The organism is Rapidithrix thailandica, from assembly GCF_039710355.1.
GTDB lineage: Bacteria > Bacteroidota > Bacteroidia > Cytophagales > Flammeovirgaceae > Rapidithrix > Rapidithrix thailandica.
The window spans coordinates 42,041-56,451 of record NZ_JBDKWZ010000016.1 but is presented as its reverse complement, the minus strand read 5'-3'; the positions used below and the strand labels follow the sequence as shown (position 1 = coordinate 56,451).

Annotated in this window: 7 protein-coding genes; 6 read left to right on the top strand and 1 reads right to left on the bottom strand. The window is 43.2% G+C overall.

Annotated elements, in window-relative coordinates; genetic code table 11:
• The first annotated feature begins 204 nt into the window (after positions 1-204).
• From AAG747_RS22555 to AAG747_RS22535, 5 genes are all read left to right on the top strand, one after another.
• On the top strand, positions 205-600 hold the full coding sequence (locus tag AAG747_RS22555) for a response regulator (protein ID WP_346823503.1): 396 nt from the start codon (positions 205-207) through the stop codon (positions 598-600).
• 53 nt (positions 601-653) lie between these two features.
• Complete coding sequence (locus tag AAG747_RS22550; protein ID WP_346823502.1) at positions 654-1,790, top strand: sugar transferase; 1,137 nt, start codon at positions 654-656, stop codon at positions 1,788-1,790.
• Positions 1,791-2,026: 236 nt separating this feature from the next.
• Positions 2,027-3,226, top strand: a complete 1,200-nt coding sequence (locus tag AAG747_RS22545; RefSeq protein ID WP_346823501.1) for a glycosyltransferase family 2 protein — start codon at positions 2,027-2,029, stop codon at positions 3,224-3,226.
• Between the two features lie 66 nt (positions 3,227-3,292).
• Complete coding sequence (locus AAG747_RS22540) at positions 3,293-4,204, top strand: glycosyltransferase family 2 protein (protein ID WP_346823500.1); 912 nt, start codon at positions 3,293-3,295, stop codon at positions 4,202-4,204.
• Positions 4,205-4,547: 343 nt separating this feature from the next.
• On the top strand, positions 4,548-10,643 hold the full coding sequence (locus tag AAG747_RS22535; protein WP_346823499.1) for a PKD domain-containing protein: 6,096 nt from the start codon (positions 4,548-4,550) through the stop codon (positions 10,641-10,643).
• 283 nt (positions 10,644-10,926) lie between these two features.
• Here AAG747_RS22535 and AAG747_RS22530 read toward each other — a convergent pair whose 3' ends face one another.
• Positions 10,927-12,573: a M1 family metallopeptidase gene (locus tag AAG747_RS22530; RefSeq protein WP_346823498.1), complete on the bottom strand. Its 1,647-nt coding sequence runs from the start codon at positions 12,571-12,573 to the stop codon at positions 10,927-10,929.
• Positions 12,574-12,745: 172 nt separating this feature from the next.
• Here AAG747_RS22530 and AAG747_RS22525 point away from each other — a divergent pair, with 172 nt between their 5' ends.
• Complete coding sequence (locus tag AAG747_RS22525) at positions 12,746-14,305, top strand: sulfatase family protein (RefSeq protein ID WP_346823497.1); 1,560 nt, start codon at positions 12,746-12,748, stop codon at positions 14,303-14,305.
• The last annotated feature ends 106 nt before the right edge of the window (positions 14,306-14,411 follow it).

Genomic DNA, 14,411 nt, shown 5'->3' with positions numbered 1-14,411 from the left:
TTTTATTGAGTATATCGATCACTTTATAACAAACATTTCATCCTATCTTTATGCCTCAATAACGCACACAAAGTCATATTTTACTGATTATCAATAATTAAATAAAATACAAAAAGATATTACCAACTCAAACTACCATTATCTTACGCATTAACAACCTATGTACTATTTAAGACTAATTTAAATTAAAGTATAATTCCCTTTATGACACTCCTCAACAACAAACATAGAATATTACTTGTAGACGATGACGAATCCATTTGCTATGTATTACAATCTTTTTTAGGCAAGCATTTCCAAGTAGACGTTGCTCACGATGGCCTACATGCGATGCATATCCTTTCAGAGAAAAAACTACCGGATTTAATCATTTCGGATATTGTAATGCCCAATATGAACGGTGTGGGCTTCATTGAAATGCTCAGTAAAAGCGGTATTTATCGGGACATCCCCGTAATCATACTCTCCGGCTATGAGGGAGAGATACCTGACACTTGGCAAAATGCAAATGTAGCCAAGCATTTCAAAAAACCCTTTGATCCGCAGGATGTCTTAAAAGCATCTAAAGAGGTCTTAAACAATGCCTGTACGACAAAGTAACCAAACCCAAAAATCATCACACAATTCATCTAGCATTAAACTCATTTGATAATATGGAAGCTCTGTTACACCCTATTAACGATACCTTTACTTATGAGAACAGGGAGCCACAGCAGTCTATCCTTTGCATAGGCCCTGGTCTGGAAATGATCAGCACAAGCTGGGCAAGTCTGGGATATTCCACTTTCCGAGTCAGTACCCTTGCCATGGCTCAATCGGAAATCCAAGAAAGGCTACAAACCGGAAAAACCCTGCCTTGCGCCATTATAGGTAATGCTGCTTTGAGCCAAACAGAGCTGGAAGATTTTGCGGATTTCCTGGGAACTCAAGAAGTTTTGAGCTCCATCCCTTTTATCTTATTTACGCATGAGGAAAGCCTAATCACCAAAAACAAAGCTGCTGCAATTGACGGTGTGGATGATATTTACTTTCCGAACATGAAACTGAAAGACATGCAAGAGCGCATTCAGTTTTTACAGTCTTTTAAACAAAAAAGGGAATATTTTAAACAGAAATACACCCGGAAGCTTCCAAAAGTAGAATTAACTACTCAGCAAAAAACCGGTAGATTTTTCAAAAGGGCCTTGGATATTTTAGTTGCGTCTGCTGGCTTGATTGCATTAAGCCCACTTTTCATAATAATAGCTTTACTCATCAAATTGGAGTCCAAAGGACCGGTTTTTTATATTTCCAAAAGAGCCGGTAGCGGTTACAAGGTATTTGATTTTTATAAATTCAGAACGATGCGTCAGGATGCGGATAAACTTGTGCAACAAATGAAGCACCTGAACCAATACAGTGAGGAAAGCCAAGAGGAAGACGGGCCGATGTTTTTCAAAATCAGTAACGACCCCCGAGTAACTCGTGTAGGAGCTTTTTTGAGAGACAGCAGTCTGGATGAAATCCCTCAACTATTAAACATTCTAAAAGGAGATATGTCCTTAGTAGGCAACCGCCCCCTACCCTTGTACGAAGCCAAAGAGCTAACCAAAGATGAATGGGCCAAACGCTTTGCCGCCCCAGCCGGATTGACAGGCTTATGGCAGGTAACCAAGCGCGGAAAAAAGGAAATGTCGGCCTTGGAACGCGTTCAACTGGACATTCAATATGCCAAGTACAATTCGTTTGTAGGAGATATGAAAATCATTGCAAAAACCTTCCCTGCATTGGTACAAAAAGAAAGCGTATAGATAAAAAATTCACTACACTTTGATAAACAAACGATCCTGACACAAACTTTATAATACCCCCTCCCAGGCATGCATCACACTGCCCGGAGGGAAATCTTTTGTTCAAAAAAACACTAACAAACACTCTATTTTCTACACCAAAGCTTACCGGTTTGATCAAGCAATGTTTAAGTATTTAAGCATAGTATAATCAAACCGGCATAGGCTCTGGTCCCATTTATAATCAACCCTTGAATATGTTTATAATAGAAAATATTCTCTTGATTTACTTTGGCCTGGCAGTACTTTACGTTTTTATAATTTCCTTCACAGGAAGGGTAAAACCGGTGGCGCCTTTACAAGTAAAAGAGACACCGTATCATAAAATTGCCGTATTGGTTCCGGCTTACAAAGAGGACGCAATCATCGCTCCCGTAGTAGAAAAGCTTCTTCAATTACGCTATCCGAAAGAGTTTTTTGACATTGTAGTCATTGCCGATAGTTTAAAGAAATCCACCCTCTCCCGCTTACACCAATTGCCTTGCCGGGTCATTGAGGTGCATTTTGAAAAAAGCACCAAAACCAAATCCTTGGTAAAGGCGTTGCAAGTGCTCAACAATGAATATGAAGTAGCCTTGATCAGTGATGCGGACAATATCATGGCACCCGATTACTTGCAAAAAATCAACCGGGCTTTTAACAATGGATACACAGCTGTACAAGGACAACGGGTGGCCAAAAATATGGATACGCCTTTTGCCGTGTTGGATGCATTAAGCGAAGTCATCAACAACCATGTATTCCGTAAAGGATTCAATGCCATGGGCTTTTCTTCTTCCTTGATCGGCTCGGGAATGGCATTCAAAGCAGATGTCCTATTGGACTGCTTAAAGCAAATCAATGCGGTTGGTGGATTTGACCGGGTACTTCAGTTGTATTTGATTGAAAGAAAGCAATGGATTTACTATTTGGAAGATGCCATTGTCTTTGATGAAAAAGTTGATAATTCCGAAGCCTTTAGCAAGCAACGCAGAAGGTGGATTGCCAGTCAATTTATCTATCTGAAAAGGTATTTTGCCAAAGGTATCAAGCAGTTGTTGAAAGGGAATATCGATTATTTCAATGCCGGTGTGTTATACAACATTTTTTTACCGAGAACCTTGACTTTAGGCTTTCTGTTTTTATTTGCCGTGACGGCCTTAAGTTTCCCTCAACTATTTTCCCTCCCTCAGGCTTGGATCGGCTTGTTTGCAGCCAATGTACTTGCTTTATTGATTGCCGTCCCGTTAAGTTTTTACAACCAACGGTTTTTTAAAGCGATTCTCAGTTTACCCAAAGTGTTTTGGATCATGTTCACCCTGCTTTTCAAGTTAAAAGGAGCGGACAAACAATTTATTCATACTGTAAAAACTAAAGTAGAAGTTGACAATACCCTCTATTCTTCTCATGGAAAGTAATCGCTCACTTCTCCAAAAACATTTTCGATTCAGATTTAAAACACAATCAAACAGGATATTTTCATAATGCCAGCAACTCATCCCATCCCACTAGTTTCTATTATTACGGTTAACTATAACCAACCGGAAGTCACTTGTGAGTTTTTAGCCTCTTTGGATAAGTCCCGCTTCCGGAATTTTGAAGTCATCGTGGTAGACAACGGCTCCCGTTTAGATCCTACTGCTATGATTCACCAGCGCTTTCCGGAAGTTACCGTGATCCGAAGTGATGACAACCTGGGATTTGCCGGTGGAAATAACTTAGGGTTGGAAAAGGCCCGGGGAGAATATATTTTTATGGTCAATAATGATACGGAAATTACGGAATCACTTTTGGACCGGTTGCTGGAGGCTTTTCAGTCAGAGAAAAAGGTAGGCATGGTCTCCCCGAAAATCAAATATTTCCACCATCCTGACACCATTCAATACGCAGGCTTCACCTCTATGAATGCCTGCACCGGACAAGCTTTCCCTATAGGAAAAATGGAGAAAGACCATGGTCAATACAACCAAAAACGCCCTACATACAGTGCGCATGGAGCAGCAATGATGCTTTCCAGAAAAGTCATTGACGAAGTAGGGAAAATGCCGGAAGTGTATTTTTTATACTATGAAGAGTGGGATTGGTCTACTCAAATACGCAAAGCAGGATACAAGATTCTTTTTGAAGGAAATGCGGAAATATTCCACAAAGAATCCCTGTCAGTGGGGAAAATGAGTACGTTAAAAACCTATTACCACATCCGCAACCGTATATTGTACATGCGAAGGAACGTTCAAGCTTGGCAACTTGCGGTTTTTACCTTCTTTTTGTTATTTGCAATTGCTCCAAAAGCACTCGTACAATACATATGTAAGTTTCAACCGGATCATGTAAGTGCTTTTTTACGAGGGATTTACTGGAACATACGCACTCCACTTACACCCAGCCATGAGTAATATTGTACATTTACTTACTAAGTAATAAGGAAATTATACTATTCAAAGATTTTACCCGATTAAAGCAACCATCCAAACTACCCGGTAGAGTAGACTTGAAAAAATTTATTTTTTATTAAAAGAGGGGGAATCAAAAGGATTAAGCGAAAGCCAAATGTTAGAAATAATTGAGTTTCAAGTATTTTTTTCTATCAAAGCCCCAATTTACAAAAGAAAATCATACGTAAAACTAAAAAGACCTATTTTCATTAGGCAATTATGACTAGCATGCGGTATAACTTTTGAGTTTGCTATAGGCACTTATACCTATAGTCGCTTAAATTTTCATGAGCTTTTTACAACTATGAAATCCACTTACAATTATCTCTACTTCACTATTTTTTTTCTGTTTTCTTCCTTTCTCAGTGCTGTAGCACAAATGAATATCCAGCGCACAGCTACCACCAATATTCCTTACCTGGAACATTTGCCGGAAGACTATCAAACCCCGGCAGCGCAAGGTAAAAAATATCCTATCTTGTTCTTTTTGCATGGGACCGGAGAGCGAGGGGATGGTACAGACGCCATGGTAGATAAAGTGGCAGCGAACGGAACACCCAAACATATCCAAAACGGTCATACTATGACCTTCACCGTCAATGGGGAAACTCACTCTTTTATAGTAATCAGCCCTCAGCTACTTTACGGGCATGGCAATTGGCCCTCCGGTTATATTGATGAAGTGGTACAATTTACACTGTCAAAATACAGAGTGGATGAATCGCGTATCTACCTCACCGGCTTGAGTCTGGGCGGAGCCGGTGTATGGCGCTATGGCGCAGAACATGCCGATGTATTTGCCGCCATTGTCCCGGTTTGTGGAGCTCAATCACCCATTACCTCTTATGCCCGGAATATTGCCAACAACGAACTTCCGGTTTGGACCTTTCACGGTGAAGCCGACAATACCATCCCGGCCTCACACAGTATCAACTGGGTGAATTTAATCAATTCGCAAAACCCCGCTCCCGATCCGAATGCAAAGATCACCCTATACCCGGGTGTCGGGCATAATTCTTGGGTCCGGGCGCAAGATCCTTTTCATACTTACCACTCACCCAACATGTATGAATGGATGTTGACCTATACCAAAGGCGGCAGTGACCCTCCTGCAAATCAACCTCCTGTTGCCCAAGCGGGCACAGACCAAACCATCACTTTACCTACCAATTCGATTTCTTTGAACGGTTCGGCGTCTTCCGATCCGGATGGTTCTCTTACGGCTTTTGCCTGGACAAAACTTTCGGGACCCGCTTCCATCACTTTTGAAAATCAAAATACGGCAACCCCCACATTAAAAAACCTGGAACAGGGAGTATACCTTATACAACTTATCATCACGGACAACCAGGGCGCAACAGCTTCGGATGAAGTGCAAATCATTGTCAATGGCGCCAGCAATCAGGCTCCCATTGCCAAGGCGGGAGATGATTTCGAAATAGAACTCCCCAAAGCCGCCATTAAACTGGATGGCTCGGCTTCTTTCGACCCGGACGGAAGCCTTCAGAGTTACCAATGGCAATATATTTCCGGTCCGGAAGAGCCTGTCATAGATACTCCCGGTCAGGCTTCTACATTTGTCTCCGGGTTCAAAGAAGGAATTTATGTGTTTCGTCTAACGGTACAAGATGATCAAGGGAAGACCGCTGAAGATGAGATCCGGATGACGGTGAAACCCGAACCTGCCAACCCGGATGATTGTAACTGTACTTATACCATACCGGAAGGTACGCATAACATAGATGGAGATGCCTTGAACCTTCAACCGGGTGCAGTGATTTGTTTAAAGGGTGGAGTCAATTACGGATATCTCCGGTTTTTAAACTTAAAAGGTACCGAAGCCAATCCCATACTCATCAAAAACTGCAATGGCCAAGCATTGGTAACGAATAACAAGACGTCAGCTTACAATCTTAAATTTTTGTATTGCAAGCATTTTCGTCTGACAGGTACGGGCAATTCGTCAGTGGAGTACGGAATTAAACTTGCCGGATCCAAGTCGCAAGGGATTACACTGGATTTGTTCACTACCAACTTTGAAGTGGATCATATTGAAATTCATGACATAGGCTTTGCCGGAATTATGGCGAAAACAGACCCTAACTGTAACCGCAATTCGGGTAGGGACGACTTTACCATGTATGATATCAATATCCATCATAATTATATTCACGACACGGAAGGGGAAGGGATGTATATTGGTAATTCTTTTTATGCCAACGGTATGCCTTCGGCTTGTGGCCGGCTTTACCCCCACTCGATTATCGGGGCGAAAATCCATCATAATATCGTAAAAAACACAGGATGGGATGGAATTCAAGTGGGATCGGTCATTGAAGGAGGGGAAATTTATAACAATGTGGTGGAAAATTACGGGTACAAAAACAACGCTACCCATGGCAATGGAATCCAGTTGGGAGAAGGTACCGGAGGACTTTGTTACAATAATTTGATCAAAAACGGACTGAATTCGGGAATTCATGTCTTAGGCTATGGAAACAATGTGGTTTTCAACAATATCATTCTGGACTCGAAAACCTTTGGTATTTTTTGTGACTCCCGTCAACCGGCTACTCCAGGTGACGGATTTAAATTTTTCAATAATACCATCATCAATACCGGAAGCGATGGTATGCGGATTTATGCAGTGGATGATAACCTTACTAACCTGGTTAAAAACAATATCATCATTAATCCGGGTACTTATGACGAATATGAAAATGACCCGTCTTGGAAAAAAGGAGTGGATGCCTATGTCAGAAGGCTGAAACTTGATCAGCCGAACTTGATTGTGTCCGATAATTATTTCAGCCGCACTCCCGGTGAGCTAAAATTTGTCAATGTAGCAGACGAAAACTTCCATCTTCTACCGGAATCGCCCGCTGTAAACAAAGGGGTAGACGTATCTGACTATGGAGTTCTCTTTGATAAAGATGAGGTTAGCCGGCCTGTGAATGGCAAATATGATATCGGAGCTTATGAATATATAGCCTCAAATGCCAATCAACTGCCACGCGCAAAAGCCGGGAAGGACCAAAGCTTAAAACTTCCGGCCAACGAGACCCAACTGGATGGTTCGGCCTCTTACGATCCGGATGGTAGTATTCAAACGTATCTATGGGAAACGGTTTCGGGACCCGGAGGTGAAATTTTGCAAAATACTAACCAAGCTCGGGCAACTGTCAGTAACCTGGTGGAAGGGGTCTATGTTTTTAAGCTCACCGTTACGGATGATCAAGGAGATCAGGCTTCAGACGAAGTAACAGTCACCGTACATAAAAACCTGGCCCCCATTGCCAGAGCCGGGGCGGACAAGTCCATCTCCCTGCCGACAAACTCGGTCTCGCTGGACGGCTCGGCTTCTTCCGATCCCGATGGCTCCATTACCGCTTTTGCCTGGAGCAAAATTGCAGGACCCGCTTCCTTTACCATCCAAAACGGAAATACATCAAAACCTACCATCACCAGTTTGACCGAAGGAATCTATACCTTTCAATTAACGGTTACAGATGACGATGGAGTCACAGCGACTGATCAAGTTAAAATTACAGTCAACCCCGAACCTGTAAACCAAGCGCCTATTGCCAGAGCCGGGGCGGACAAGTCCATCTCCCTGCCGACAAACTCAGTCTCGCTGGACGGTTCTGCTTCTTCCGATCCCGATGGTTCCATTACCGCTTTTGCCTGGAACAAAATTGCAGGACCCGCTTCCTTTACCATCCAAAACGGAAATACATCAAAACCTACCATCACCAGTTTGGTCGAAGGAATCTATACTTTTCAATTGACCGTCACCGACAACAAAGGAGCAAAAGCAACGGATCAAGTCAAGGTGACGGTTAATGCAGCGCCCAACCAAGCGCCTATCGCCAAAGCCGGAAATGACAAGTCCATCACCCTGCCGACAAACTCGGTCTCGCTGGACGGTTCTGCTTCTTCCGATCCCGATGGTTCCATTACCGCTTTTGCCTGGAACAAAATTGCAGGACCTGCTTCCTTTACCATCCAAAACGGAAATACATCAAAACCTACCATCGCCAGTTTGACCGAAGGAATCTATACCTTTCAGTTGACAGTCACTGATAACAAAGGGGCAAAAGCAACCGATCAAGTCAAGGTGACGGTTAATGCAGCGCCCAACCAAGCGCCTGTCGCCAAAGCCGGGGCGGACAAGTCCATCACCCTGCCGACAAACTCGGTTTCGCTGGATGGCTCGGCTTCTTCCGATCCCGATGGCTCCATTACCGCTTTTGCCTGGAGCAAAATTGCAGGACCCGCTTCCTTTACCATCCAAAACGGAAATACATCAAAACCTACCATCACCAGTTTGACCGAAGGAGTCTATACTTTTCAATTGACAGTCACCGATAACAAAGGAGCAAAAGCGACTGATCAAATTAAAATAACAGTCAACCCCGAACCTGTAAACCAAGCGCCTATCGCCAAAGCCGGAAATGACAAGTCCATCACCCTGCCGACAAACTCGGTCTCGCTGGACGGCTCGGCTTCTTCCGATCCCGATGGCTCCATTGCTGCTTTCGCCTGGAACAAAATTACAGGACCCGCTTCCTTTACCATCCAAAACGGAAATACATCAAAACCTACCATCACCAGTTTGACCGAAGGAATCTATACTTTTCAGTTGACAGTCACCGATAACAAAGGGGCAAAAGCAACCGATCAAGTCAAGGTGACGGTTAATGCAGCGCCCAACCAAGCGCCTATCGCCAAAGCCGGAAATGACAAGTCCATCACCCTGCCGACAAACTCAGTCTCGCTGGACGGCTCGGCTTCTTCCGATCCCGATGGCTCCATTACTGCTTTCGCCTGGAGCAAAATTACAGGACCCGCTTCCTTTACCATCCAAAACGGAAATACATCAAAACCTACCATCACCAGTTTGACCGAAGGAATCTATACCTTTCAATTAACGGTTACAGATAACAAAGGGGCAAAAGCAACCGATCAAGTCAAGGTGACGGTTAATGCAGCGCCCAACCAAGCGCCTATCGCCAAAGCCGGAAATGACAAGTCCATCACCCTGCCGACAAACTCGGTTTCGCTGGATGGCTCGGCTTCTTCCGATCCCGATGGCTCCATTACCGCTTTCGCCTGGAACAAAATTACAGGACCTGCTTCCTTTACCATCCAAAACGGAAATACATCAAAACCTACCATCATTAATTTGGTCGAAGGAGTCTATACTTTTCAATTGACCGTCACCGATAACAAAGGGGCAACTGCCAGAGATGATATAAGAGTCATCGTTTTACCCGAAGAAAACCAAGCGCCTATTGCTTTAGCCGGAGAGGATATTGTATTGATATTGCCGGATAACAGTACAAATTTGGACGGTTCGGCTTCCACTGACTTGGATGGGCAAATTGTAAGCTATCAATGGGAAAAGATCGGAGGTCCTCAGCAAGGTAACCTGACGAATAAATACCAAGCGATTGCCACGCTTTCGAATTTGGTTGAAGGACAATACCGTTACCGGCTTACCGTCACGGACAATGACGGAGCCAAAGACCAGGCAGAAATCAATGTGGAGGTAAAACCCGCAACAAATCAAAAACCTATTGCCATTGCCGGAGAGGATGTGATTACAAAAATGCCTCAAAACTCAATGATACTGGATGGTTCGGCCTCTTACGATCCGGATGGACAAATCACATCCTTTTTCTGGGAACAACTACATGGCCCCATTGCCAGTAAAAAAGGGGAACATACTGCTAAGTTGATTTTGGAAAATTTAACTCCGGGAGTGTATACTTTCAAATTAACCGTCACGGATAATCGAGGGGATACCGGGAGCGATCAAGTGGAAGTCAGAGTGATCCAAGAAGAAAATCAACTTCCCATAGCCCTTGCCGGAAATGACACGATTGTATTCAGTAGGTTCAATGAGGTAACCTTGGACGGCTCCCGCTCCTATGATCCGGACGGCACAATTAAATTTTATTATTGGAAATTGATCGAACACACGAGTAAATTCAAAAATTTCCAATCCAAAAACGCCAAAGTAACGTTGAAGAACTTACCATTAGGAAGCTATGTTTTTGAACTTACCGTAAAAGATAACCGGGGAGCTTCGGCAAGAGATGAAATTCAGGTAGTTGTCACGGAACACGTTCAGCTTACCGTCAATATTCCCAAATTTTTTACACCTAACGGAGATGGAAAAAATGATACTTGGCAAATAAAAAACCTTCAAATATTAGGAAAAGTAAAAATTGAGATCTTTAATCGCGTAGGAAAATCTGTATATTCCACAGAAAATTATAAGAATGACTGGGATGCCAACTATCAGGGCAAGCGGCTTTCCAACGGTGATTATTACTATGTAATGACCGGGGAAGACGGGAAAGTCTACACCGGTGGTATTCGCATCATTCATTAAAGATAATACTAATTACACTTCACAGTGTTTAGTATGTGTATGTATTCAAGACTCCGGAAGGCCGCTTTGTGGCTTTCCGGTTTTTTTGGGTCACAAACAATATCTTAAAGAAAAATATAGGGTTATTCCATCCTAGCAATGGAAAATTGTCATATATCGTAATGCTTCCCGGGGTTGCCACTGCTGGTTCAGCATATCACAAAAACAATTGCCCCGGGCTACCGGCTTGGTAACTCAGGGCAAAAAATTAGTCATTAACCAACCCCCTATGGGAAAAGGCAAACTAGTAATTTAAAATACCAATATAAAAATTCGGATCTACTTCTACAGAAGAGCTTTCCAAAGGTAAGTCTTCGGATTTCCACTCATTCACCGGATTCAACCATGTAGGCTTCCCGTCAACCCAAATCTTTACAGGCATATTAAAATATTTCACACAATTGTTCCACTTAAAGTGAATTTTTCCATCTTTTACAATGTACTCGAAAGTCGGCACCATAGTCGTCCGGAGGTATTGATCAAAGATAGGTTTCAGGTCCAGGCCTAGTTCCCGGATCATATAATCTTCCACCTGTTTGGTCGTGACCGTTTGGTGATAAAACTCCTTGTTCAAGCCTCTTAATAATTGCCTCCATTTCTCATCATTCTTCACCAGTTGCCGGATTGTATGCAACATGTTCCCTCCTTTGTAATACATATCTCCCGAACCTCTCTGGTTTACATCATAAGGGCCGATGACAGGAATATCATTTTGGATATTAGACCTTGTACCGATCACATATTCCGCACCGGCTTCTTTCCCATAAAAATGTTCTACAAACAATCCTTCGGAATAATTAGTAAAACTTTCATGCACCCACATATCGGCTATATCCTTATACGTAATATTATTGGCAAACCATTCGTGTCCGGATTCATGCACAATGATAAAGTCAAATTTCAACCCCCAGCCCGAGCCACTCAAGTCCCGGCCTCTGTATCCGTTTTGGTAACCGTTCCCGTACGTCACCGAGCTTTGATGTTCCATTCCCAAATAAGGCGCTTCTACCAGTTTGTAACTGTCTTCGTAAAAAGGATACGGCCCAAACCAATGCTCAAACGCTTCGATGGTTCTTCGCGCATCTTTGAATTGAAGCTTGGCTTTTTCAAGATTATGCTCTAACACATAATAATCCATATCCAAGGTGCCTTTTTCCCCTTCGTATTTCTCGCCAAAATGCACATAATTACCGATATTGATATTTACGCCATAGTTGTTGATGGGATTACTTACAAACCAATGGTACGTCTTGGTTTTTTTCTTCCCTTTCTCCACTTTTACCAACCGACCGTTAGAGATGTTCATCAACTCTTTGGGCACATTCACGCTGATCATCATACTGTCCACCTCATCGTACATATGGTCTTTGCAAGGCCACCATACGGAAGCCCCGATCCCTTGGCAAGAAGAAGCGATAAAGGGATTGCCCATTTCGTCTTTCCGCCAGGTGATTCCCCCGTCCCAGGGAGGTCTTACAGCTTCTACAGGCACACCACGGTAATACACCACCACTTCTTTGACATCTCCTTTCTCTTGTGCTTCTTTCAAGTGAATAAAATGTGCATTGCCCTCATGGTCGATGGTCAGTTCTTCGCCATTCTGTGTGGCTTTATACAGTTCCAAAGGAGCTTGCAAATCAATCTGCATCCGTTTGGTTCCGTCAATCACTTTGTACCGGACTGTGTTTTTTCCTTCAATGGATTTACTTTCAGGATGCACTGTAATATCAAGGTGATAATACACCAAATCCCACCAAGCCCTTTCGGGGGTAATCGAACCTCTCAAGGTGTCTTGCCGGGAAAATTCTTGTGCTTGTATGTTGGTAATAAAGCTAATGAATACAAGTGTGGTGACGAAGGTAAATACTCTCTCTAAGTTTCTTTTCATCATAAGTATGTTTGTCTAAAATATTGGTTTCGGGCACTAAAGATACAGAAAAATTCGGATGAAAGAGGGTTTAACCAAAGACATGCCAAGATTAAATGTTTTATTGGATCATTGACTCTTCATTCCTGCTACATAATTCTTATTTTTACCCGATTGGACTACAAGATAATGACCTATGAAAAAACCTATCATTTACAACTACTTACTTTTACTGGGTATCTTTTTCTTTCAGGCTTGTGCCCCTTCGGAAGAAAAAGCCCCCCGGCCCAATATCCTCTTCATCATGTCGGATGATCATACCGCTCAGGCATGGGGCATTTACGGAGGGATTCTCAAAGAGCATGTAAAAACGCCTAATATTGAGCGACTGGCAAATACCGGAACCGTATTGAACAATGCCTTTTGTACCAATTCGATCTGTGTCCCCAGCCGGGCCTCCATCCTGACCGGGCAATACAGCCACCGCAATGGAGTTTATACGCTTTCTGACCCCTTACAACCGGACAGTATGAACGTGGCCAAGCTCATGAAAAGTAATGGCTATCAAACGGCGATTGTCGGGAAATGGCACCTAAAAAAACAACCTGCCGGCTTTGATTATTTCAATGTATTGCCGGGGCAAGGAAGGTACCATAACCCGCTTTTGAAAACGGCTGACAATTGGGAAGACGGCAGCAAAGGAGGCCAAGAACACCAGGGTTTTTCTGCCGATGTCATCGCAGACAAATCCATCGAGTGGCTCAACCAACGGGCAAAAGACAAACCCTTTTTCCTGATGACGCACTTCAAAGCAACTCATGAGCCTTTTGACTATCCGGAGCGTTACAAAGACTTGTACAAAGACGAAGAAATTCCTGAACCGGAGTCATTGCTTGACTTTGGCCCGGAAACAACCGGGAGAACCTTTGTCGGTCAAAAATTGGAAAACATGGTAGCGCGCTGGCAACAAGCCTATGAACATCCGGATACCTATTGGACTAGCTACCCCGGTTTGCCCTTCGAAACGGCAGGCCTGGACAGCGTTCAGCTCAGAAAAAAAGCATATCAAAAATTTGTCAAAGATTTTATGCGCTGTGGGGCCGCTATCGATGACAATATTGGAAAATTGCTGGATTATCTGGCAAAAGAAGGCTTGGCTGAAAATACGGTCGTGGTCTATACGGCTGACCAAGGATATTTTTTAGGAGAGCATGGTTTTTTTGATAAACGATTGATTTATGAAGAATCCTTGCGAATGCCATTTGTCGTTTGTTACCCCAAAGAAATCCCTGGAGGCACCCGGATAGACGACCTTGTGCTCAACATCGATTTTCCGGCTTTATTCCTCGACTACGCAGGGATCAAAAAGCCGGAATCTATTCAAGGCAGAAGCTTTCGTCAAAACTTAAAAGGCCAAACTCCTCAAGACTGGCGAAAGTCGGTTTACTACCGTTACTGGCAACATTACCCCGCACGCCCGGCACATTTTGGTTTGCGCAACGACCGCTATAAACTGGCCTTCTTCTATGGACAAGCTTTGGATATGTCAGGTTCCGGAAAGGAAACCACAGAACCTGCCTGGGAATTTTACGACTTGGAAAAGGATCCCAAAGAATTGCATAATGCCTATCAGGACTCCGAGTATCAAGATGTAATCAAAGAAATGAAAGAAGAACTTTTGGCACAACGTCAAGAATTCGGCGATACGGACGCACAATATCCGGTAATGCAGGAAATCATGGAAAAATACTGGTAAAACCATCTTACAAAATAAGAAGAGCTATCCCATCAAAGGCTTTTGACTTTTGATGGGATTTTTTTACCAACAATTTTTCATCGGCTTTCTCTCATCTATCATTTCT